The sequence below is a fragment of the Paenibacillus sp. FSL H7-0737 genome, from assembly GCF_000758545.1.
Classification (GTDB): domain Bacteria; phylum Bacillota; class Bacilli; order Paenibacillales; family Paenibacillaceae; genus Paenibacillus_AQ.
In genome coordinates, this window is sequence record NZ_CP009279.1 from 1,342,892 (window position 1) to 1,367,435 (window position 24,544).

22 protein-coding genes are annotated in these 24,544 nt (G+C 42.6%); 19 read left to right on the forward strand and 3 right to left on the reverse strand.

The window, feature by feature from the left end; all coding sequences use genetic code 11:
• Window positions 1-44: 44 nt before the first annotated feature.
• The 4 genes from H70737_RS05880 to H70737_RS05895 are packed head-to-tail and all read left to right on the forward strand — an operon-like array spanning window position 45 to window position 5,522.
• Entirely contained in the window at window positions 45-2,303 is a 2,259-nt protein-coding gene (locus H70737_RS05880; RefSeq protein ID WP_042185543.1) for a hypothetical protein, read from the forward strand.
• An 18-nt stretch (window positions 2,304-2,321) separates the two neighbouring features.
• Window positions 2,322-3,314: a TadE/TadG family type IV pilus assembly protein gene (locus H70737_RS05885; protein WP_042185545.1), complete on the forward strand. Its 993-nt coding sequence runs from the start codon at window positions 2,322-2,324 to the stop codon at window positions 3,312-3,314.
• A gap of 24 nt (window positions 3,315-3,338) precedes the next feature.
• Window positions 3,339-3,848: an A24 family peptidase gene (locus H70737_RS05890; RefSeq protein ID WP_042185547.1), complete on the forward strand. Its 510-nt coding sequence runs from the start codon at window positions 3,339-3,341 to the stop codon at window positions 3,846-3,848.
• Window positions 3,849-3,866: 18 nt separating this feature from the next.
• Window positions 3,867-5,522: a DUF6382 and FHA domain-containing protein gene (locus H70737_RS05895; protein WP_042185549.1), complete on the forward strand. Its 1,656-nt coding sequence runs from the start codon at window positions 3,867-3,869 to the stop codon at window positions 5,520-5,522.
• A gap of 28 nt (window positions 5,523-5,550) precedes the next feature.
• Here the strand turns inward: H70737_RS05895 and H70737_RS05900 are convergent, their stop codons facing one another.
• Both H70737_RS05900 and H70737_RS05905 read right to left on the reverse strand, forming a co-directional pair.
• Window positions 5,551-6,456, reverse strand: coding sequence for a TIGR01777 family oxidoreductase (locus H70737_RS05900; protein WP_042185551.1), 906 nt, complete (start codon window positions 6,454-6,456; stop codon window positions 5,551-5,553).
• Between the two features lie 40 nt (window positions 6,457-6,496).
• Window positions 6,497-6,961, reverse strand: a complete 465-nt coding sequence (locus tag H70737_RS05905; protein ID WP_042124904.1) for a DUF2621 domain-containing protein — start codon at window positions 6,959-6,961, stop codon at window positions 6,497-6,499.
• Between the two features lie 172 nt (window positions 6,962-7,133).
• Between H70737_RS05905 and H70737_RS05910 the strand changes: the two genes are divergently transcribed.
• From H70737_RS05910 to H70737_RS05975, 15 genes are all read left to right on the forward strand, one after another.
• On the forward strand, window positions 7,134-8,243 hold the full coding sequence (locus H70737_RS05910; protein ID WP_042185553.1) for a deoxyribonuclease IV: 1,110 nt from the start codon (window positions 7,134-7,136) through the stop codon (window positions 8,241-8,243).
• Between the two features lie 65 nt (window positions 8,244-8,308).
• Entirely contained in the window at window positions 8,309-9,208 is a 900-nt protein-coding gene (purU, locus tag H70737_RS05915; protein ID WP_042193405.1) for a formyltetrahydrofolate deformylase, read from the forward strand.
• Between the two features lie 178 nt (window positions 9,209-9,386).
• Entirely contained in the window at window positions 9,387-10,127 is a 741-nt protein-coding gene (locus H70737_RS05920; RefSeq protein WP_042185555.1) for an SAF domain-containing protein, read from the forward strand.
• A 12-nt stretch (window positions 10,128-10,139) separates the two neighbouring features.
• Window positions 10,140-11,204 (forward strand): CpaE/TadZ family protein, encoded by a 1,065-nt coding sequence (locus H70737_RS05925; RefSeq protein WP_042185557.1) that lies wholly within the window; start codon window positions 10,140-10,142, stop codon window positions 11,202-11,204.
• Entirely contained in the window at window positions 11,201-12,646 is a 1,446-nt protein-coding gene (locus H70737_RS05930) for a P-loop NTPase family protein (RefSeq protein WP_042185559.1), read from the forward strand. Before H70737_RS05925 ends, H70737_RS05930 begins: the two co-directional genes overlap by 4 nt.
• Window positions 12,647-12,658: 12 nt before the next feature.
• Window positions 12,659-13,708 carry a hypothetical protein gene (locus H70737_RS05935; protein WP_042185561.1) on the forward strand — a complete coding sequence of 350 codons (1,050 nt, stop codon included), beginning with the start codon at window positions 12,659-12,661 and terminating at the stop codon, window positions 13,706-13,708.
• Between the two features lie 11 nt (window positions 13,709-13,719).
• Window positions 13,720-14,589, forward strand: coding sequence for a hypothetical protein (locus H70737_RS05940; protein ID WP_042185563.1), 870 nt, complete (start codon window positions 13,720-13,722; stop codon window positions 14,587-14,589).
• A gap of 56 nt (window positions 14,590-14,645) precedes the next feature.
• Window positions 14,646-14,855 (forward strand): hypothetical protein, encoded by a 210-nt coding sequence (locus H70737_RS05945; RefSeq protein WP_042185565.1) that lies wholly within the window; start codon window positions 14,646-14,648, stop codon window positions 14,853-14,855.
• A 7-nt stretch (window positions 14,856-14,862) separates the two neighbouring features.
• On the forward strand, window positions 14,863-15,006 hold the full coding sequence (locus H70737_RS30615; RefSeq protein ID WP_156113062.1) for a hypothetical protein: 144 nt from the start codon (window positions 14,863-14,865) through the stop codon (window positions 15,004-15,006).
• A gap of 15 nt (window positions 15,007-15,021) precedes the next feature.
• Complete coding sequence (locus H70737_RS05950) at window positions 15,022-15,402, forward strand: hypothetical protein (protein ID WP_042185567.1); 381 nt, start codon at window positions 15,022-15,024, stop codon at window positions 15,400-15,402.
• 20 nt (window positions 15,403-15,422) lie between these two features.
• Complete coding sequence (locus H70737_RS29685; RefSeq protein WP_052404183.1) at window positions 15,423-15,920, forward strand: hypothetical protein; 498 nt, start codon at window positions 15,423-15,425, stop codon at window positions 15,918-15,920.
• A gap of 35 nt (window positions 15,921-15,955) precedes the next feature.
• The gene (locus tag H70737_RS05960) at window positions 15,956-16,609 is read left to right on the forward strand and encodes a hypothetical protein (protein ID WP_042185569.1); all 654 of its coding nucleotides are present in this window, start codon (window positions 15,956-15,958) and stop codon (window positions 16,607-16,609) included.
• Between the two features lie 11 nt (window positions 16,610-16,620).
• Entirely contained in the window at window positions 16,621-18,927 is a 2,307-nt protein-coding gene (locus H70737_RS05965) for a PKD domain-containing protein (RefSeq protein WP_042185570.1), read from the forward strand.
• 13 nt (window positions 18,928-18,940) lie between these two features.
• Window positions 18,941-22,771 (forward strand): PKD/REJ-like domain-containing protein, encoded by a 3,831-nt coding sequence (locus H70737_RS05970; protein WP_042185572.1) that lies wholly within the window; start codon window positions 18,941-18,943, stop codon window positions 22,769-22,771.
• 95 nt (window positions 22,772-22,866) lie between these two features.
• Window positions 22,867-23,646 carry a GNAT family N-acetyltransferase gene (locus tag H70737_RS05975; RefSeq protein WP_042185574.1) on the forward strand — a complete coding sequence of 260 codons (780 nt, stop codon included), beginning with the start codon at window positions 22,867-22,869 and terminating at the stop codon, window positions 23,644-23,646.
• 66 nt (window positions 23,647-23,712) lie between these two features.
• Here the strand turns inward: H70737_RS05975 and H70737_RS05980 are convergent, their stop codons facing one another.
• Entirely contained in the window at window positions 23,713-24,345 is a 633-nt protein-coding gene (locus tag H70737_RS05980; RefSeq protein ID WP_042124922.1) for a hypothetical protein, read from the reverse strand.
• Window positions 24,346-24,544 lie beyond the last annotated feature (199 nt).

Below are 24,544 nucleotides of genomic sequence, written 5' to 3' on the forward strand. Positions count from 1 at the left end.
GGATCTTGTATCTATTGAAGGTAGGGATAAGGAGGGAGGTTTTGATGAGGAGCATCTTTACCAGTTGCCTTGTTAGCGGTAAGAGTCGAAAGAAACAGAGGCAGGGTAAAGGCAAAACGGAAGGTTCAGTCTCAATTTTTTTAATTATGGTACTGGCTTTCGTCTTTTTATTTACCGCTGTGCTGATTGACTATGCGCGGATTGCTGCCTTCAATGTTCAGGAGGAACGTTTAGCGAGGGCTAGCGTTCGCTCTGTAATGTCATCTTACGATGTTGAGCTACGAGAAAAGTATGGTTTATTCGCCTTTGGAGAGAGTGACGGGGATATGCTGCTGTCTCAGGTACTCAATGATAATATGCATAAAAGTGGTAGGAGTGACGCGTTCAATCTTGTACCCTTCGCTTTGGAATCGTCGTCTTTGAAATGGAGCAGACCGCTGGGTAGCTATGATGTTGTGAGTCGACAAATACTGGAGGAAATGAAGTATAAGGCTCCGGTGGATTTCGCTTTGGAATTGGCAGGTAAATTCAAGCCGATGTCAGGAGTAATGGCAGAGGCCTCACGGGCTACTGAACTACTCAGTAAGCTACAGCCGTTATATGACGAGCGAGAAGAGGCTTTGGATCTTATGTTAGAGCAGAGAAGCCTGGCTGCGGAGAGTGGAAGAAGGTTACTTCAATGGATTATGAATCCGCCTGCAGAATCCATTTCTGCCAGTTCACTCGGAAGTATGCAATCGGCGGCGGATATTCCCGCACAGTATAGTGACTATCTTGGGAAATATTACGATGATCTTTATCGTGATAGTAAAAAGCCTGCAAAGTACACTTATCAATTGTCTCTCTACCGGAGTCGAACTACTGAAATGTTATCGCGGCTTCCTGCCTTATTAACAGCTTTTCGTGAAGACCATGAAAGATCAATGGAGGGAGCGAATAAAGCGTTAAAGAAGGCAGAGCAATTGAATGACGAGATGAGAAATATATTGGAACAGTCACGAATGGAGGGGGTGGATCTATCAAATGTTCCTGCTAATGACTGGGATATTCCGGCGAGCTCAGGAGAGATAAGCTCAGACCCGCTTAAAAAGCTGCGTGAGCAGGAAGATGCACTGATTCTCTCCTCAACTGATCTAAGTCAGATGGAGAATAGTATATCTATGCAGAAAAGTTCTTACGAGGCCATTGAACCTATCGTAACAGGAATGTCGGGTGTGCTGTATGAAGCTTTGAGTGAATATGGTGACTCCTATCAAATGATCTCTTCTGTTCTTGAAGCTTCACGCGTAGTGAATAACTATCTACAGAATTACGGTAAGAAGGGAAGTATTATCGTTAGTGATTTGGCTTTAATCGAACAGCACCGTAGCTCGGATAAAGAGCGTAAGCAATTGGAGAGAGAAGCAAAATCGAAGCTGGGTGAAGCGAAAGCGTTACTTGATAAGATTCGAATGATGGGTAACGGAGTGACGGATTCTCTGAAAAGCTATGATACACTTCGTCAATATTACGAGGAGAATATTGCTTTTAATAAGGAATTAGCATCAGATCCACTTGGTAAATCTGAAGTCAGCACTAACCCGTATACTGCTGGGAGTTCGGCGATGGAGGATATGGACGGAATCTATGCAGCGATGGGTGGCATTATGGGAGGGGCTAGAGATAGACTTTTTCAAACGGAGTACTCTGCTCTCTATTTTCAACATTTTGATGTTTCCAAGTTAGCTACTCTAGCACAAGGTTCTGAGGGCACAGCCGAACTTACAGACCAGCTTAATCCTAAAGCGCAAGAGCTGGAATACATTCTTTACGGATTTCATAATCCCGCTGGAAATGTAGCCGCAGCGTATGCTGAAATATTTGCCATGCGGCTGTCTATTCGAACGATGGAAGGTTTTATTGAGAGGGCAAGTTTAGGAAACCCATTGGCTGTTCTGGCCGCAGCACTGTTGTATGGGATCCAGCAAGCTATTCAGGACATGTTGTTACTCTGTGAGAAAGATTCCATACCACTGTCTAAATATTTACCGGCCCAGCTGACTTATCGTGATCATTTGCGTCTGTTCATGATGCTGCATGGAGGCGGGAATGTTCAATTATCTCGGATGCTGGCTCTCATTCGACTGAACACAGGAATAAATCCAGATGAAAGAAGTACGTATGTCTCATCGAATATTAAGCTTGGAATGCGACTATGGTTTCTACCGGGTGTTGTGAAGCTATTGGACTATAGCGCTGGGTATTCTGGAGAAGTGCAAGGCAGTACATATATGAGAGCAGTGCAGGCTGATTTTTCATACTAGCAGGAGGTTGGTAAGGATATGGGGGACGGGTACCGGATTAGGAGGAAGACGCAGGAAGAAGGCAGCATGGTAGTAGAAGCGGCGATGGTACTTCCGATCTTCCTACTGTTTGTTTTGTTCCTAATTTCTATCGTACAGATGACCTTGTATTCAACAGCCTTACAAAGCACAGCATCTGATACTGTGAAATCTATTTCAACGCATATGTACCCAGCAGCTTTGGCTGTGCAGAAATGGGGAGCAACAAGCGAAGCTGGCGCTAATCCAGTGAAGGATGGCACCGACCTATCCGCTGGCAATCAAGCCGAATCGAATTGGACGATTCCTCGCTTGTCACTTACAGATTGGGGCAGTAGTTATGCAATGTCATTACCTAAGCCGCTGAATGAGTGGGTCATGTCAGCTTTAGAGAAGGGCGAGGGACCTCTGCAGAAGCTACAGGCTGAGACCTCAGAAAGTGTACTGGATCTAGCGATAAAACCCCTATTAAAGCCGTATCTGTCATCAGAATTACTGGATTATGATCGAATTCATGTATCCAACATTATCGTGCCTGAGTTAAAGAAGGGTACCCGACCTTACTTTGGATTGGTGGTTAGCTATGAGCTGCCGATGAAGGTTCCCTTTCTAAACCAACGCATTGTACTTGAGGCAAGTGCTGTTGAACGTCTTTGGATCGGGGATACAGGAGAGGGTACAAATAAGGGCAATGACGGCACTGGTCAACCAGAGGATTTTATTAAGATTTTGGAGAAACCGAATCCAGCTGTAGCCAATAAGCAAGGCAAAGTTCGTGCTAAAATTCCGCCGAATGCTTCCGCTAGCTTATCCGTTTTTTATAAAAGCGGGGGAAGCACTGCTAAATATTTAGGCTGGAAACAAGCGGATGCGGACGGATATATCGAGTGGGAGTGGAAAATTGGTGTGAATACCACACCGGGCTCGTGGCCATTTGTAATTCAGCTCGATGACGGTAGATCTATTGAGGTGATGTTCACAGTAGTGAAATGAGTGAAGGGGAAAGGAGTGTAATCCATGGCGGAGTGGGCCTTCTGGGGATGTCTGCCGTTTCTGGCAGCTGCATTTATTACGGATATAAAGTCGATGAGAATACCAAACTGGATCACTGTCTCAGGCTTGCTTGCTGGTCTGCTTGCTCAAGCGCTGATGAACGGCTGGGATGGTCTGCTTAAGGCTGGTGTGGGTGCCGCTGCAGGATTTGCAGTGCTTCTAATTATGCATTTGATAGGGGCGGTTGGTGCAGGGGATGTTAAGCTTTTTGCCGGGATTGGGGCGTGGACAGGAATGCTATTTACATTGCAGGTCGTGATGTACTCCGTACTGTTTGGGGCCTTGATAGGCTGGCTAATTGTCTTAAAGAGACGGGAGACAGGCAGGCGTACGCGCAGGATATTTAACACAATTTCCGGATTCATATTATTGAAGAGTTCATTCCTATTAATAAATAAAGATGATGAGCTGTTGAGATTTCCCTTTATGCTGGCTGTAGTCCCTGGTACCATTTGCGCTTATCTTTATTTTTAAAATAGGAGGTGGTGATGCTTGTTGTACGGATTATCCCGTGACTTTATACAGCAGGACGGTATATATATGATGCTTGGCGAACCAGAAGGAATGCCGGTAGGTAAGCTTAATATGGTTCAAGCTCGTATGCTGATGAACACTGACATTCCTCATCATTTAAGGTTGTTACTTAGGGAAATTGATTTAAAGGTTACGATGGAATATGCTGTTCTGCGTAAAAAAATGCTCAGTCATTTGCTCAAAAGTGAGAAGTTGAGCATGACCTCATTTTTTGGATTACTTCTACAAATTGCGCAAGGGATGGAAGATGGCAGGTTATATATGCTTCGGGCGGATCAGTATGCTTTGCATGAAGATTATATTTTTATTGAAGGATCATTGCAGAGTGGTAAGGTATATCTCACCTATATCCCTGTTCAGGGGAATGAGCCTGTTTCTAGGCTGGGAGAGTCTCTCAAATCGCTGATCATGGTGATGATGGCTTCTATCACAGAGCTTACTGGCAGTGGTGTTCAAAGAGTGCTGCAATACTGTGGGGAAGAAGAATTTACACCAGCGGGCTTAAAGGGTCTTCTCTCAGAGCTGTTGACAGAGGGCGACTCTAGTAGAGGACAATTCAGTAATAACGCAGAAATGGCATACACATCACCTAAGTTGACAGAAGTACGTCCGGCAGAGCCTGAAGGACGAATGCAAGAGAGAGTAAGGGAACTGTTTGTGAATGAGGTACCTGCTCCCCAGAAAAAAATGAGTGAGCGGAACGAGGATAAGGGTCTGCGTACGCAGCAGAATTCAGCTCCGTGGTTAAATAGCTATTCCAGTCCGAATTTTAGGGTGAAAGAAGAGGAAAGGTTTCTTCGGTCTACAGACGATAATAAGTTGACGAATTCACAACCCTCAAGCTCAAGAACCTATATTATTCTAGGTTGCTTATTGGGTGATGCATTATTATGGAAATTCCTATATTTGAATAACCCAAAACCGTTATGGCTAGCCGTTTGTGGGATCGCAACGATTGCCTTGGCTACTTTTAGCTGGATGGTATGGAGCGAAAGAATTAGGTTTGGAAGTGACGAAGAAAAGGAACATACGAGTGAGGATTCTGAAGATACAAACCGGAGTCCGAATCGAAGAGAACTGGAGTGGGATTTCGGTAGGTATCCTGTGACCCCTGTGCGTCCAGCAGCATCGATTCCAAAGGGAGATCAGCATCCATCCGACCCTTTATCTAACATTCCGTCTGTGCGATCTGAATCAAGGAAAGAGGAGGATAGTTTTGTAATACCACCAGGTCCAATAGCCCCAACCGCTTTATTATCACGGGAGGAAACACCTGAGCAAGGCAAACGAAATGAGAAGCTAGCTCGAAATGTTCCTTATCTCAAAAGAAGCGATGAGGAAGAGGCAGAGTCGGAAACCATAGCGTTAAACCGAACTAGCTTTATCATTGGCCGATCGGCAGAAGTAGCTCAGTATGTAGAAAGATCGGAAGGAGCTTCTAGAGTACATGCGGAGATATCTAGGAGCCCTGGCGGATACGTACTAAAGGATCTCGACTCCAGAAATGGAACGCTTTTTCAAGGCGAAGCCATGATCCCTTACAAAGAGTACCCGCTGTCAGAGGGGACCGTATTTAAGATTGTAAAAGGAAGTTACACATTCCACATGGGATGAAGAGTACAAGCAAAGAATGTTAATTCTGCTATTTTTGGCTTTTCAAATCTTCTAAAGCGGTTTGAAGTGTGGGGAAGGTAAAGATAAAGCCATGTTCTAATGCCGCCGATGGAAGAACGCGTTGTCCTTTGAGCAAGATCTCAGACAATTCACCTACTGCTGTTTTTAACAGAATGGCGGGTAGTGGGAACCAATGCGGCCGTTTGTATACTTTGCCGATCGTTCTACCGAACTCTTCGTTCGTGACCGGATGTGGTGCAGTCGCATTAACAGGTCCGGCGATGGTGGGATTCTGAATACAAAAATCGATTAGACGGACGATATCCGTCAGGTGAATCCAGGATACCCACTGGTTTCCCGCGCCGATATTACCACCAAAGCCCAGTAAATAAGGTAGCTTCATTTTTGGGAAAGCACCGCTTTCATTGCCGAGCACAACCCCAGTACGCAACTTGATCATACGGATATTCTTGTATGCTTCATCAGTAGCCTCTTCCCAGGTCTTAACCACTTCTGAAGGGAAGTCCATGACATGGGCTGGTGATGATTCACTAAAGGTATCTTGCAAAGAGGTTCCGTAAATAGCTACAGCGGACGCCTGAATGACTACAGAAGGTTTGTGTTTCAAACGGTCGAGTAGCTTAGCAGCAGCGGAAACGGTTGCAAGACGGGATTGCATGATTGCCTTTTTACCACTTGGACTCCAACGCTGGCTAAGAGAAGCACCAGCAAGATTGACCAAGGCATCCGCATTTTCTATAGGCACTTGATCATTGTTAAGGCTGTCCCATGTGTGGTAACTCAGCTTAGGATGATAAGGTGCAGCCTTAGGTAGATTGCGACCGACGATTGCAACTTCATTGCCTGCTAGTAGCCAGTATTTTGCTAGTTCGCTGCCAATAAAACCGGTGCCGCCACATATTACATATTTCATAAGGTTGGCCTCCGTTCTGAACGCAACATCAGATTATCAATCACTTGAACAAATGCTGGTAAGCAGAGTAGTCGATTTTATTCTTTTCAAGAAAATTGACGAGGAAACGATTGTCACGCCGTGGTGTGGCGACTATGTAACCTTTAATGCAGTGATCACGAGTTACCTCTTTTGCATTACTTTCCACAGCGATCTTACCGATCTCGGCAGCAATGGAATGTTTGGCGATATCGCGAAAAGGGCTAGGCACAGGCTGAACAAGCTGGTCTAAGAAAGCTTTTGATTCATCACTCCAGAGTGAACGACTGCGTTCTACCCAGTAATTTTGCCAGTCCAGCTTTGATTTTCCATCAGCTTTCGGCAACACCTTTAGGAATTTCCGGAACATAAAAAAACCGCCGATACACATGGAACCCAGCAGCATAAATGTCCAGAAAGCGATAGAGTTCATGAACCAATTGCTCGGTGTTGCGGATAATAAACCAAGTCCTGATTGGATAGACATGCATACACCACCTTTTGGCAATGAGTATTCTCACATAATTTAATCTCATATTAAAGTATAGCTTATTTCCAAAGTTTTGCGAAGCAGAACCCAGCATATTGACCTTGTCTAGATTTATTTTTCTGATCACGGTAGAATAGGGGGTAATTCGTGAAGGAAAGAGGGAAGAAGTATGCTGAAAATAGGTTCACACGTGTCTTGCTCGGACAAGGGTCTTTTGACCGCAGCAAATGAAGCAAATGAGTATGGTTCCAGCTCATTTATGATATATACAGGAGCGCCACAGAACACGCGCCGCAAGCCGATTGATGCCATGTATCCGGTTGAAGGAAAGCAAGCAATGAAAGAAAACGGTGTGGAGGAGATTGTCGTCCACGCACCTTACATTATTAATCTCGCTTCCTATAAAGAGAACACGTATCAGTTGGCCGTTGATTTCTTACAAGAGGAAATCCGTCGTACGCATGCGCTTGAGGTCAAGCATATCGTATTACATCCGGGTGCCTTCACTGATAAGGATGCAGAATACGGTATTCAGCGGATTGCAGATGGACTTAATGAGGTTCTTGGGGGAACTAATGAAACTGAAGTTCATATCGCCCTAGAAACTATGGCTGGTAAAGGAACAGAGATCGGGCGCAGCTTCGAGGAGATTGCTTCTATTATTGATAAGGTTGAACATAACGAGCGTTTGTCCGTATGTCTTGATACTTGTCACATTCATGATGCTGGCTATGATATCGTTAATGATTTGGATGGCGTTCTAAACAAGTTTGATGAGATTATCGGCTTGAATCGTCTTGGGGTTATCCATATCAATGACAGCAAAAATCCATGTGGAGCAGGTAAAGACCGTCACACTCCAATTGGCTCGGGTTGGATCGGTTTTGATACGATTAACAAAATCGTCCATCATGAGAAATTGGCAGGTCTGCCATTCATTTTAGAGACGCCGTGGGTTGGTAAAGATGCAAAGAAACAGCGTCCGATGTATGAGGTGGAGATCGCTTTGCTCCGTGGAAACGTAGCGGAACGATTTGGACCGGAGTTTATAGAGGATGTTGAAAAACTACGTGAGTTTTTTGCTAATAAAGAGATCGATTCCCGTCAATTTGTGCTTAATGTCTGGGAGATGCTGAAGAACGATGCCAAAGCTAAAAAAGCTGATCCACGTGAACCGCTGGAGCGTCTATATGATGAAGTCATCGCTGCCGAGCTGTTCCCGCAATTGAGCGAGGAAGCCATTAATCATCGCTTGATTGCATGGTTAGCAGGCAAGTAAGTGCTCGTTCACGCATAAGTTAGACTTCAGATTGCACATGTAGATGAGGGGATGGGATGAGGATCATGGAATTACACGTAAAAAGAAACAATTCGTCAGGTGTTGAGTCTTATTCCAACCGGGCGCGTATGCTCATTTCTTGTCCTGACGGACCGGGAATCGTGGCGGCTGTATCACACTTTCTGTATCAGCATGGCGCGAATATTGTGCAATCGGATCAGTACACAATGGATCCAGATGGCGGAATGTTCTTCATGAGAGTTGAGTTTGACCTTCCCGAATTAGGAGATCGTCTGGAAGAGATACGTTCTTTGTTCGGTGGGGTGGCTGAACGTTTCAAGATGAACTGGAAAATTTTCAATGTTCGTCATAAGAAAAGATTAGCCATATTTGTCTCTAAAGAAGACCATTGTCTTGTGGAGCTGCTCTGGCAGTGGCAAGCTGGTGATCTAGAAGCCGACATCGCTCTCGTCGTGAGCAACCATTTGGATATGAAATCGTATGTCGAGTCCTTCGGCATTCCTTTTCACCATATTCCAGTTACAGCTGATACTAAGGCTGAGGCGGAAAAACGTCAGCTTGAGGTCATCGGAGACGACATTGATGTTATAATTCTGGCTCGGTATATGCAGATTATCTCACCGTCGTTTATTGAGCACTATCGCCACCAAATTATTAATATTCATCACTCCTTCCTTCCGGCCTTTATTGGCGGTAATCCTTACGCTCAAGCGTACCAACGCGGGGTAAAGATTATCGGAGCAACTGCTCACTATGTTACAGAAGAGCTTGATGGTGGCCCGATTATTGAACAAGATGTGCAGCGGGTAAGTCACGGTGATGATGTCATCGAGCTGAAGCGGATTGGACGCACCATTGAACGGGTTGTTCTGGCTCGTGCAGTGAAGTGGCATATCGAAGACCGTATCCTCGTCCATCAAAATAAGACCGTAGTGTTTAAATAAAAGGTTATTTTCCGGTGAGAGCCTATGGTATGAACCTGAGCGCTTTTACCGGAACTCTATAATCTAATAGCTCTCTAAATCTCTACAGGTAAAAAAGCATTTTACCAGCAGCTTGGCTATTTACGCCAAGTTGCTTTTTGTCGTTTTTCAAAACTGTGTTTTTGAGGAGGTGGAAGGCTTGGCTTTACAGCGTAGGCAACTGTTGAAACGCAATTATTTCTTCGCAAGTCTCATTTTGATTACTGGAGTCGGCGGATTGCTAGGCTATGATCTCTACTTCAAGCCCTACGTACTATCCCGAACTGTGGTCAAAATCAAGGTGGAAGGCGGGGAGCTTCTTCCAAAAAACTATGAGCTGAAAGCAAGTGATTTATATCTGGATTCTGTTCAGACCAAGGATATACCTTCGGGTGTAATTACAGAAATCGCACAAGTGGAGCATAAAATTACGAATGTAAATCTGACCAACGGAAGTATTTTGACGGCATCCTTAGTGGATGTTAGTGATTTAGAACCTCTCAAGGATGAAGGGATTTTCCCTATACCAAAGGAAGCGATCTATGCCATCAATGGTTCACTGCGCAGCCGGGATAAGGTAGATATTTATCTTGTTGATGGAGACCGAGAGAGGCGGAGTGAATCGCTTAGCCCAAACAAGAAGGAAGAGGAGGAACTGATCGTGCAGAGCTCAATTAGTGAACCTGCAAAGGAGGTGTTTATATCTGGAGTCACCGTGAATTATGTGCGAACAGAAGACAATAATGATGTGCTGGATTCAGAAAAGGGAAACAACAATAATCGGTTCACTTCGACTGGCAAGGTGGCGACACCAGAATTGAAGCTGAAGAAAAGTGATGGCGAGCGGCTCGGACAATTTTTGGAGCAGGGAAAAAAGCTGTGGATCGTACGGGTCGAGTAGGAGGGAAGAGTCTTGAAAATATTTAGTCTAGGCATAGATCAGTTAACCATTAATGATATCAAAAATGCAGGATTTATTGTAATTACACAAAGCGTACTTCCTGATCCGTCTCATGCAGAGGGCCATATGCTAATGGTTACCAGTGACCAGATTCAAGCTCAGTCACTTAGCGAACTGCGCCGGAATTATCCGAGCTCAATGATCCTATATGTATATTTGCAAAAGGGAATCAGTGGTTACCAAGCTGTACATATGCTGTGTGAAAGCTTAGGAATCTATTTTATCCCTCCTCGTTCTACCTCGTCAGTGGTGATAGAGAAGATTCGCTTTATTCTAGACGAGGAAGGGGAGGAACGAAGTAATCTGGTTGGTTTTTTTGGATCTGGTCCTGGGATCGGCTGCACTAGTGTAGCCAAACTGTTCGCAAGACGAATTGCCGCGGCAGGCCTTCGTGTTATTGTCCTTGGACTTGATTTATATGATCCCGGATATGACCGCAAAGCTACAATTAGTCTGGATAGGCTTCGATCAAGGCTCACAGGGAAGATGATTCATGATGAGGATTTTGAACAATTGATTAAGCAAGACGGTTACTCGTATCTCCCAGGCAATTACGATTACTTGAGTGCACAAGATTATCAGGAGGATGAGATTGAATATTTTTTAGCTAGAGCTGGGGCAAATGCAGATGTGGTTATTGCTGACTTTGGCTCTATTCCGGAAAGTGCTGCATGGTATGTCGGAATGCACAAATCGGCACTGCGTATGATCGTCACTCATCCAAAGCATGAATACAGACTCGAACCTCTTCTAGAGCTTGCTGGGCATATGGATCTACGTCCACATGATTTTCAACTGATTATTAACCGCAGTAATGTGGAAGAAATATCTTCTCCTAAAAATCTAGCGCTTCGCTTTGGGGCTGAAATATTGCTGGAGCTACCGTATTACCAGCCCTTGCAGGAAAGCTTACCTCTAGGCAAAAAAGAGCTGCAGCATGTGGATGATAAGGTACATTCTCTGCTCGTGTCCATGAGCCTGGCACCAGAAGCTAAAAAGAAAGGCATATTCCTATGAATGGAAATCAACCGAACCGTCCGTTGTTCTCTCTAAAACAAAGTATCCTACGCATGAGCAAACCGGGCAAGGAAGACTTTTATGCATTTTTGCAAAAAATGAAGAACGATATGAACGAAGGGCTGGAACGTGAGGATGATGCTTACTTCGAGTTAAATGCGAAGGCGCTAATTGGAGATCCGCAGGCGGTTAGCTTTTTTATGAATGAGATAGAGAAATACTTGCGGAAGACACCCTTTACGGGCAAGGTTCCAGAAGCATACAGAACGGCTGCAGAAGCGCTCTATCATGAGTGGAAGGGTTTTGGTCCGGCTTATCGTTGGTTTACTGATCGTGCATACAGTGAATCAACCGGGCTACAGATGATCGGAAAGCAGATCTTTTATAACCAGAAAGGTGAGTTTGTAGCTTATCCATATGAGATGCCTTCACTAGATCGGGTTGAACAGTTAAAGCGCTCCTTATTAAAAAGTGATCCCAACAAAAAGCTGAACAAGGACAACCCTTCAGTGGAGTTTAAAATGGATGACCCGCTCTGGCCTGGTCGATTTATTAGGCTTGCCATTTGGGTATCCCCGAGAGTATGGGATGGCTTCACCACAATATCGTTACGGCGGCAGGTTGTAGAGTTTCTGAGTCTGGAAGATCAGGCGGGTACAGAATGTATTCCTGCGGAATCGGTCGAAATGATTCGGGCGTTATCATCTACCTTTCGCAATACCATTATTGCGGGCGCTGTAGGCTCGGGAAAAACAACCTTTGCAAATACGATCGTCGGTGAGCAACTGCTCGGATCTTCATCCTGTATGGGTGTAGTGATGATAGAAAAGCATCCGGAGTCGATTTTACCTTACCAGATTAAAGGGCACCGAATTATTCCAATCCAGGCTGCGAACGAGGAATTGATGGAGGTAGGGGTAGAATCGCTGCGGCATGACCCAAACATTTTGTATATGACGGAAATGCGTTATAACGAATGGGAATTTTATCTGTGGAGTGGGGAAAAAGGGTATGACGGCATCACCGGAACCTTCCACACCGTTGATTCGGAGGATATTCCTTATCAAGGCTCTTTTGCCGTGTCGACAAGGATTGGCGGGAGCCTTAAGGGGCATTTGATCTCTGCACTGAAATCGTGCGAGCTGGTCTTTATTTTGGAAAGTGTTCCGAACGGGAAGAAGCGGTTAACGCGAATATCGGAAGTCTTTTATGACGAGGAAAAGAACTCTGTATTTGCGAATGATCTGATGCGCTGGGAACCCCAGAAGATGTGTTGGTCCTATAATGACAAGCTGACAAAGAACCTGATTCTGAAGATGACTAGGAAAAATGAGCAGGCAACACAGTTACTTCAAAAAGAGCTGGGACAGCTTGCAGCAGCAAAACCAATGGATCAGCCTATCAAAGAAAGCTTGAAATCTAAGATCATTCTTAACGAGTGAGGAGGTGAAACCGTGGATTTATTATTGTATATTCTTCGTTTTGTCCTTCATTTGTTAATTGTATGGGGAATTTGGCTGCTCATTAAACCGCTAATCGAAAGGCATTTACGACAAGTGGGTCAGAAATTCGATTTTCGTATCAAACATAAAATGAGTATTTTTGGCAAAAGAGTTAGCTCGGTAAAAAAAAGGCTATGGCTCTACCGTCATCTAGATAATCTTTTATATTTCGTACACCGAAAATATGAGCCGGGAATTAGCGTTATGCGTTTTATCATGCGTACAGCAATAGTGTTTATCGCGGTTTTTCTATCAGGACTACTGACGCTAAGCGAGCTTCCTGGACAATTAAGTTTTAACAATCCTTTTCTGGAAGGGATAACTTTTAACGAAGGGCGTTCGATTCAGGGGGCATGGAGATTTCCACTTTTTATGGCTGTGATTTCTGCGACGATTCCTTATTTTCGTATGAGATACATCTACGCGCAAAGGAAGGTGCATGGAAGCTATGATTTACTCGATGTAGTCAAAATCTCCACCAAATTCACTCACTTGTCGGTAGATTCCGTTCTCGATCGGACAGCGGATTTTCTTACGGATAAGAATGTGCTGAAGGGTCCTTTGAAGCTGCTAGGGGCTGCGTTTTCCAATTACAGTAATGAGAAGGAGCTTGTTGAGGAAGCAGGGAGATTTTCCAATGCGATTGGTACTACCTTCGCCCTAGAATTTATATCGGATTTGCTCTATGCCGAGAAGGAAGGAACCCGTTATTTAAAAAGCTCACTGATGCTGTTAAACCGTTCCATGGAGCAACAGAGAGAAACGATTTTGACTGTAAAAGCGGGAAGTAGAGATGCGATCAGCCTTGGCTTATACGGGAATCTTTTGGTGCTGGTATCAACGGTTGGAACCTTTATGTACATGCTGAAGCCTGATATCTATTTCCAATTGCAGTTTGAGACTACAGTAGGACTTTCTTTTTTGATGGTGATCGTCTCCGGTCTTTTTATTTCTTTTGTGATCAGCACTATTCTCGCCAGACCTAAACTGGACTACCACTAAGGTGATGAGCTATGGACAGATTGTTACTATTAGTTACTGTAATCGGGATTGTTTATGTCGCATTACTTGTCTTTGTAAGCAGTAGTAGTAAACAGGAAAGATATCTTGTCCGATTAGGACTACGGTGGAATGAGCTTGGGGAACGGGTGCAGGGGGATAGACTTCAGCAATTATTGAATGATTCTGGTTTATCGATTTCAGCCCGTAAAATTACGCTTTTCCGTTACTCAGCAGCGCTGATTTATTTAATAACTCAAGTCGTCAGTGATTTCATTCGTTCTAATTCTTTTTCTATTTATGACCCTCTAATTGCTCTTCTTATTCTCGTAATCAGCAGTCCGATGCGCTACCTTCCGTTTGGCTGGGTGCTTGCATGGCTTCATCAAAAAACGGTTATTAAAAAAGACGGTGAGCTGATCTCTTTCATCCGTCTATACGAGAATAATCGGCTACGCAAGCGCGGATATGCGCAATTTGGCACTTTTTGCGGGAGTACGGCTGGACATTTTCAATATATACGTCAGGATCTGTACGAGTTGTCAGAACGAGCAGTAGATGAGGGTGTGGAGGGGGCGATTGAATGGTTTTGTGCAAAGTTTCCGGATAATCATAGTTTTATTAATGACATTCGGTCCATTTTGCTGGCTACTGAGGGTATGGATGACGACACAGAAGCGGCGAATTATTTGCGTGAGCAAGGTAAGATTATCTCCAAAATCTCCAGCGATCAGTATTTGAAAAAGTGGTCTTTTATCGGTGATCTATCTACGATCATTAATGTTATCCCATCGATTGCTACTTTTTTGATGATCGTCGCGATGGCGATGCAGTACATTTTACTGATCAAAGGGAATTTTAATGGGGTCGGTATGTTCCAGTGAAAAATAGTATATTCAATATTATTTAAAAAATATAAAATAAAAGGGAGATTTTAACAATGAAAAAGGATGCTATTTCTACAGGTTTGTTTATTGCTATTGGATTTTTATGTGTGGCCATCGTAATTGCCGTTTTGATTCCTGTAGTTCGAGATGTAATTGATGCTACGGATGATAATAAACCGACGATTCCGGGTGTGACATTTATTCAACCGCTGGATTCCAGCCAAACGGCAACTGCTCGGGTCTTAACCCAACCTTCGGTTTAATTCGATTATGAAAAAAGACTCTATCTCTATAGCAATGTTTCTGGCTATTGGCTTTGTAATCGCAGGGATGTTTATCACAGTAGCTACGCATATCATTGGCAGCAGTCAAGACGATATCATCACACATACTAAGCAAGTAGAACAATATTAGAAGGAGGCGTTTCTATTGAAGGAGACCGTCCTCCGGGCATTATTCATGTGGCTTGTCCTGTTTATTATCCTGCAGCCCATATTCACCTATATTGATTATCTGCTAGATTTACAGGTCAAAGCTAATACATCCTACATCACACAAAAAGCTGCAACGGAGGGGATGGTCACAGCGTCTATGCGGAACGAAGTGATTTCAAATCTGAAGGCGATTGGGTTCTCAGAGGATTCTATAGAAATTACGAGCAGTACAGATACCATTCAAGAACGCAAGCAACGAATTGATGTGTATGTAACAGCACCACGGATAAATTTGTTTCCGTATAACTTTTCCACGGTTTCGCAGCCGACCCGATATTATGGACATGGGTCAATTATGAGTGAATATCTCGATTGATTAAGGGATGAGCCTAATTTATGGATTACATTATTAAGCTGGCATTTGTCCTACTGATCTTTATCTACTCCTGGTTCTTTCAGATCCAGAATCAGGAGTGGGACATGCTGCGCAGCATGCTAAAAGATGCAAACAATATCGCTGTTCATGATGCCGCGCAGGAATTAGATGAAACTGAACTCACACGAGGTCGTCTAATTATCGATCCCGCGCTTGCTTACGATACTTTTCAACATGTCTTGCAGGCGAATCTTGGGCTTGATAACGGCCTTTCTCCCCAAGTAGGCAGCCGTTTTAAGAATCAAGTAAAGATTGTGAAGTTTGATATTGTTGATGCTTCGGACGGAGTGACTTTTCCACTTTTATACGAGGATAGTGAATATGGCATTACCAAATACATAGAGGGTCCCTCGGTTATTGCCGTCATTGAGACGGAACATCCGTTGCTGATCTCCAGAGCCAAAACACAAGAGCCAATCAGAGTACCAGCAGTTCAGGAGTATAAGTTTAATAAGTAGGAAAAATCCAATTGAGACAAGGGAGAGATTTGGGGATGAAGAGAGTTGTAAAGGCGACTTTGGTAGCGGCAATGTTATTTAGTGTGGTTTTGGGGCAGGGAGTGGTTGCAAAAGCGGAAACGGTTACATCAGTAGTTACGGCTAAGCCAACCACATCCGCGGTACCCACAGCAACCGTGAAACCTATAGCAACGCCAGTGCCTATTATGAGGGATAATCTGAGTAAATTTGGATTGAAGAAAGACTTGGAGCTACCTGTGACAGTAACGGCGGGTGGGTTGAGTTATACGTTGGAGAAGATAGTGATCTATGATATTAATTCTATGGATGCAAAAGATCTCATTAAGAAATATGGATATTCACGTTATGGAAAATATTTTATCTGGACCAAAATTACGATTGAAAATAAAGGGGAAACAATAATAGAAGAATCAGCTAAGGATCTAAGTCAAAAGTGGAATTTAACTTTTTCTGATGGGGGTACACTTTATCCAGATATGCCAGAAGTAAAAGTCCGAGAAAACAATAGTAAAGAAGCTTTATGGAATTATCAATTGAATCCAGGGCAAAAATTAACTACATATCAGGGCTTCAATTATAGAGGGGAGTTTGATTATTTTGTAATAAGATTGTCCGTTAAGGGTACTAAGGCGAGTAAATCTATTGTTAATGATTTAAATAGTTTGTAGGTGATTAATCAATGTTAAAGTTAAAGCCAAAAATTATTTTGTTTCTTTGTTTGTTACTAATTATACCTATTTATTCTTTATCTCCCTACACTGCAAAAGCAGCTGCTACAAAAAATTCAGTTATAAGCATTCCTAATTCAAATCTATCGGGATCAGCTAATAAATCCAAAACTGTTTATCTTGATCTTCCGAGTGGTGTTTCCAGTTCATCAGTTAATACAGCATCCATAAAATATAACGGAAGTAACTCAGTTGTTGGGACGATCATAGTAGAAAATGGGAAAATCAAAATAACGCTAAAGGGAAATGAATCTACAAAAACAATTAATAATGTACAAGGATTCTCAGGGAATTACAAGGATTTTTACTCTTCAAATCCTGGAAATTCAATATGGTTATATTCTGATGGTAAGCGGTGGCAAATTAATGATTATAAATATACAACAGATACTATGCAATCATATGATAGGAATGCTACAGATGGTTATTATCCATCTCAAAAACCACCATTAACAACTTTGACTACTAAGAGTAATTTATCTAAAACTAATCTAACGTGGTATAACAATTCTTCAAGTAGCAAAATTGATAATGTAGATATTATACAATCATCTATTAAACCAATAGAATGGGTAACCGAACAAGACCCTAGAACACCTAATGTAAAATCAGTGAATTTTAAAGATGGGCGGTTGATTGTTGATCACGTTATACCTAATACATCTGATAAGACCTTTAATGCACCGTGGAGACCTGAACCACCAGATGGAAAACATGATTTAACGCCACCGGCAGAGGGAAGACTTTATTATATAATAGTAAATTACTATTATATTGCTGATGCGAAAGTTACTGAATATAGTTATGCAGGTAACGTCTCCTTCGACTACACTCTCCCTACAGAACCCACACTTACCGGTACGGTAACTCTAAATAAACCTAATCCCAATCCAACAAAATTGGGAGATAAAGACGAACCCGTTCAAATTTCGTTAATGGGGCAGCTGCAAGGCTACAATGATGCTTCAAACATTGATGAGTGGGTGTTCTATGCTAAAGAGAAAGACAGAAATAATACACTCAAAACGAAAAAGGAATCTGCAAAGACATTTAACGTAAACACTTTATTTGACTTTGAGATCAAAAAGTCGAGTGTAACGGGCGAACATTTTACTCAGGAATATGCTTTAACCGTCCTCGTCCGCTTTAAAAAGCCAATCGTCACAAAGAATGGAACCATCACCTCTCTGGAACAGCCTCTACAGATTTCAGCAGGTGTTTATAAAAACAATCCTCAAGTTACTTTTCCTCCAAATCCAACTATTCCAACAGAACCTGAAGGAAAGCCACCTATTGCGAGAATATCAACAGCTAGATACATAAAAGCAGGGTCTGATATGCTCGTTAGTGGAAATGCTTCCTATGATCCGGATGGATATATCACTGATTATGCTTGGAGCACATCTGGAGCGCAGGGAGAAATCGGAAATGTCCCAAGGGGGTATGTATGGTATACCATAGAGCAAGTTGGAGAGACATTTCCTATAGCTCTCACAGTCGTTGACAATGATGGACAAATAGGTAGTACAAGTACAGAAGTTACCGTCATTGAGCCGAAACCAGCAGCAATTATAGATATAGAAGGAATACTTAAACAAAATCGTAAAACGACATTGTTCAATAGAAGCCAGAGTCCAACACGCTTTCCGTTAATACCATCGAAAACACGAGTTATCATCACTGCTGTATCTGGCGGTACGAATGCAGATATTAAATATAGTGGTACTTTATCTGAACTTGAAAGCAAAGACATCTTATTTAAAAAACCTGGAAAATATAAGGCTACGATTTATGTGGAAAATACGCTTGGGTATTCTGATAGTGATGAGATTACTTTTGATATTGTGCCAGATGAAGCGCCGTACAACTATTTTACTCTGCCTAGAGTGGTATATCGAAGTCCTGATTACGGTAATAAAGCGGTGGTTTCATTGGATGATATCTCCTATTCGCCTGATAAAGATGTAGTGGGTCGGAGACTCTGGGAGTATCGCTATGATTCAAATAATGACGGGAGTTTTAGCGGAGAAGCATGGGTGATCTTCAGTAATGAGAACAAGGATCGCTTAAATTTAGAACTGAGCGAGGTAGGGAAATATGAAGTCCGACTTACTGTGTTTGAAGAGTTTGGTCAACCAACCATTGATGAGTTTGTGACAGAAGCTGATCGGAAATCTACAAATTCAGATGGACAAAAGTTAAGCTCACGGATTGTAGAAGTGAAAAACCGAGCGCCAGAAGTTGATTGGTCGTGGTAGGAGAGGTGCTTAAATGAAGAAGACAAAAGAAATACTTTCACTAGTAATTATAATCACTATCCTATTCGGAGTTTTCCCTAGTCAGGGAGTGGATCTTCAGACAGCAGAGGCTGCGACGGGTGATCCAAATTTCATTACTTATAAAGATATAAATATACCTGCTGATGGTTCTTTTTTTGATGCTGGTTGGAATTATGGCACTCTTAGTGGGACAATAAATAACCAAAAGCTAACGAATATTAAATTTAATCGTACCACTAAGCAACTTACGTTTGACATTAGTTCGGATGCAACATTGACTTTAGGAGTAAACTTGGTTCCTTCACAAAGTGCTCTAGATAAACGTGTCGTTCGAGCGGATCTCTGTGTAGCGGCAATTCCAGAGGGGAAACCATTAGATTTACCAAGTTACCAATACGGTTGTCCGAGTGACTGGACCAGTCAGTATACCAATTTCACCCCATTGTACAAGAGTTGGTTTGATGGACCGTTTTACCCGAATACATTTGAACATACATTTAATCTAGCGACAGATGTTACCTATTACAACTATACGGGGACTTTAGGGTACGGCGAACTTCCAATAGGGTTAGTAATTAACTACGGTTTTGGCGCAGGTCAACAAGATGGATGGCGTGGATATGGTCCAGAACATGGATTTGGAGGGCCGTACATTGGTCATAATTTTCAAAGAGTATTTCCTTTGATACCTAATAGTCCACCTACCATTTCGTTAAATACACCCAATAATCAAGTCCTGCAGAACGAGCCTGGACGAAACATGCTTAACATCGAGGGATATGTCCACGATCCAGATAATGATGATCTTATCGTAAGTGCGGAGATACCAAATGTATTTTATAGGAAGACGGTAGTATCTCAAACGAAAGGATATCAGTATTTCTCTATCCCTGTAGACGCTGTGGCTGATTCGATCCCGCCGGGCGACTATACGATGACTGTAAAAGTAGCAGATCCTTCAAACATGTCAGAATCCGCGAGTATGACCTTTAAAGTTACAAACAGACTGAAGCGAAACGCTTTTGTTCTCGTTAATAGTCCTATAGAGAATAGCGGCACCACCTATGAAGATTATGAGTGGGATGCTAAGTACGCTGATCGAGTGAGATATGATCATGATCCGAATTACTTTGATAACTCAATGGGGATTATAGGGGATTCGGGACTATGGAGGACGAGCCTTTACACTTCATTTCCGTATACCGGACAATATGTAGTGAGTTATCAAGCTAAGGATATACCGAAACAGGATGCTCGCTTTGCTGAATATCAGATGTGGAGTAAAGATGCCGCATCTACGATGAGTTTTAAAGTCCATCGCAAGCCAATAGCGCTTTTTTCAGCAAGGCTTATCAATGGAAATGTTCAATTAATAGATTCATCCTACGATTTAGATCATATTACAAGTGCTGATAAAGGGATTATGCAGTGGCAATGGCAATATAAAAAGAGTGTTGATGAGATGTGGATCGACGGGCAGCCGCCTGGGGGAGTTTTTGAAAAGGACAGTTACGATATACGTTTAAGAGTCCGTGATGTGGATGGAGATAATGGAGTCGGTGTATGGAGCGATTGGTGTCAACGTACTGTGGGGAATGCTGCCGTTAATCTACCACCCGTTGCATTATTTACCGTTAATCCGAATACCGTTTCTTATCGTAAATCTACGACCATTACAGACAAATCTTTCGATCCAGATAATGATCCATTAGATGTATATTACTGGACTGTAATCAAAGACGGATGGAATAAAGTATGGGAACATTGGGGTGGAGCGACAACACCGCCGAATATCGCATCATTCGGTGAAGGGAACTATCAACTCAATCTGCAAGTACATGATAATCGTGGCTTGTGGTCGGATTGGTACAGTCAAAATGTACAGGTAGTCAATCATCCACCGGCTGCAGCATTTACAATGCCTAACGAAATATACCGCGATACGATTATCACAATGGATAACTTAACACCAGATCCGGATGAAGATGGAGATGTTTTATCTTATGCCTGGAATGCAAAATTTAATGACTCTCCCTACTACTGGGCAGGAAACAACCGTTATCAATCAATGACCATTCGTGATCTTATTAATCGTAACGGTATATCACATAAAAAAGCCATTTCTGATGGCTGGGAAATGCAGCTCACAGCCTCTGATGGAAAATTAAGCTCTTATGCTACACGTACATTTATGGTTAAGAATCATGTCCCTGTTGCTAAGATTAACGGACCTTCATCCGTAAATCAGTATGATACGAAACAATTTACATCAGGGGATATCGATGAGGATACATCAGATCAAGGTTCTTTAGAATACTACTGGAAAGTAACGAACAGTAATGGTGAAGTGAAATCATATCTTACTCGCGATATTACGCTTACCTTCTCAGATCCAGGGGTATATACGCTAGAACATTGGGCAATCGATCAAATAGGAGATAAGTCGAATATCGCTGGATTGCAAGTCCAAGTGAAAGAGAATTTGGCACCTACTATGACTTTAACTAGCCCTTCAGGTACAGCAACAAACCCATCTGTGATCGACTCGGAACAAGGCGATCCATTAATTAAATGGACTTACGCAGATCCAGAAAATGATCCACAGGAGAAATATAGATTAGAGTTTTTTACGAAGGATGATCTATTAGTTTCCACTGTAGAAAATCCAGATCCTACTGGCCTACTCAGACAATATCAAATCCCAAATAATACATTTGAACGGTTTGAATACTTTACAGTGAAAGGTCGGGCGTACTCCAAATTTTCATGGTCAGATGTATCAAATGAAAAAACATTCATCATCGATAATGCACCTAAGCCGGGATTCACTCTGATCACAGATACTGGTAAAGATGCGACTAAGGTACCGATCTACCGGACGGACGTTCTGAACATTAAGAGTAACGCAACTGATCCGGACGAACCAAAAGGAGATACAATAAGCCACAAGTATTTCTTAAAACCATCAAGTGGAACAGAAGCCCTAGCAAGCATTCAAAAGGACTTCACGAAGCAGTTTAGTAGTAATGGTGTATTCACCTTTAGACAGCTTGTAACGGATTCTCTGGGGCTGTACCGTGAAATATCCCATAGTATAACAGTTGTGAATAGAATTCCAACAGTTAATATTACGTATCCAACCAGTACGGACTCGTCAAAACCGACAATCGCAAGTACACTTACACCGATCATTAAATGGGATTATCAAGATGAGGACGGAGATCTGCAGCAACGTTATAAGGTGCGAATTATTAACTTGGCCACCGGTGCAATCAAGGTACAATCTGGTGAACAAGTTTCAAGCGCAAAACAATGGCAGATTCCAGTCAGTTCACTGATTGAGAATGAAAAGTATGCCGTTGAAATGGAAGTCTTTGATGGTTACAACTGGAGCGATGTCTCTCCACGTAAATACTTCATGGTGAATTTACTGAGTATTAAAGGAGGCGTTAAGCACACCGAAGAGTGGAACAACAACCGTAAAGGCTACAATCTTAAAAAAAGCGGCAATGAGGAGAGTCCAAGAGGATACAACGTATTTTGGGCAGGAGAACGTTTTGTTCTGCAAGGTACAGCAACAGGTCTCCCGGATACTGTGCAAGTAACCATGAACGGAGGGTTCACTACGCAGCTCAGCCCAACTAACGACGATAAAACCTTCTGGACAGGTGAAATGTACGATAGCTCTTTTGAAAAGCTACCAGATGGACCTGTTACTTTTACCTTTACGGCTCAGAATGCGTATAACACCAAAACGGATACAGTTACCGTTGTTATATCATCGGATTGGTCGGAGTATTTCCAGAATCATCGAATTAAGTAGAGTAGGAGCCTATATCACCCTATCTTTTTTGCGTGACTTCACAGGATCATGTTAATGTTGAAGCATTGTATCAAACATTGATAGGGGTAGGGGACATGATTCGAGAGTTAACACCAGCGGAAATGAAATCAATCTTGAGTTCGATTAATAGGGAACAGCATTTTTTATACTATTCATACCTTACAGCTCGTAAGCATAATACGGTACACTATGGACAGTTTACAGAGCAGGGGGAGCTGCTCGGCGTATTGGCTTTTTTTAGAGGGCTTTCGTTCTATGCGTTTTCCGTATTCCCTGTGGAGAAGTCATTCTGTCTCCGGTCCGTGCTTGCAGTTATGAAAGATCAATTGAGTTTACCTGACAATGCTGTCGGTAATGTAATCGTTAATGAAGAAGTTATGGCTGTACTCGCTTCACAGCTTGAACTTGTTAAGTCACCCAAAAAACTGCTTCTAATGAAGCATATCCATCAAGAAGCGTTACCACCGGTGGATACAAGCGTTTTACATTTGGGTCCCCCTTATTTTGAACTCATTGAGTCGAAAATGGCCGATTTAGATACAATGGCGTTCTCAAAAGAAGAATTACAGTATCCGTTCTATGGTGTGATGGAACAACATGAGCTGATTGCGGTAGGTGGATACCATATTTATAGCGAAGATTACGTTGAATTGGGGAACATCGGAACGGATGTAAGATGGAGAAGGCAAGGCTACGGGAAAAAGATCTGTGCAGAGCTCACCCGAGCGGGGGGAAGGGTTACCTCTAACGTGTATTTGAATGTCCTTGAGGAAAATGTAGGCGCAATTTCTCTATATCAATCCATCGGTTATGAGCTCATGTGCAAACAGTACATGGTCCAATTTGTTATTTGATGGTTAATGAAAAAGGACTAAGCGGATTTAAATCCGCTTAGTCCTTTTTCACAAGCATAGAACCTTTTATACGACCCCTTCAGTCCGGTCTTCATTCATTCGCATCATTCGTGCGGCAACCGAAGTAGTATGTAATGGTAAAGAGGATGGGCGCGCAGAGGCTCTCTGAGCTCTACGTAAATAATAGGATAGCTTGCCAGTAAAAATCTTATGTGCACAGAGTGAAAGCGCGAAATCTTCCGGTGTAACGAAGCAGGAAGGCTTATTCACAGGCTGAACTGCAGTTTCTTCAAATAAAGAGGCAACGAAATGGGAACAAAAATAAGCATTTTCTCTATCGATTTTAATATTCAGAAGCACACCGATTAATCCTAAAAGATGGTATTTATAACGCTCCTGATTTTGCATCATCCCTTGGACGTGATTGTACATCGTATCGTATTCCTCAGCGCTAACACGCAACTGATAGATGGAACAATTAGCACTGCTATAAAAAGGGTCGATAAAGTTCTCCTGGATTAGTCCTGCCACAAATGGATTGTGCATTTTTTTTCTTCCGAAGCTGTATACCTCCCGCAGTTCACAGTCAAAGGCGATCGAAGCATGATTCAGATCGGCTTTTGTAAACCACTTAATAAAACCACTAAAGGCCGTACCTGTACCGGTAAGCACAATAAAGATGTCCTTATTCGAACTCATGTTCAAAGTTCCTTTCCACTAGGAAATGTTGGGTAATGAATGAAAATTATGCTTAACTAACTCCATCTTACTGTATATTTGAGCATTGTAAAACAATCTTTAGTCGCAATTAAAAACTAGACCATAGACTAGTGCAATTCTGGCTTGTCTCATAGTTCTTGTGTGTATATAAATACGTCGATATTGCAAAAGATAAGCT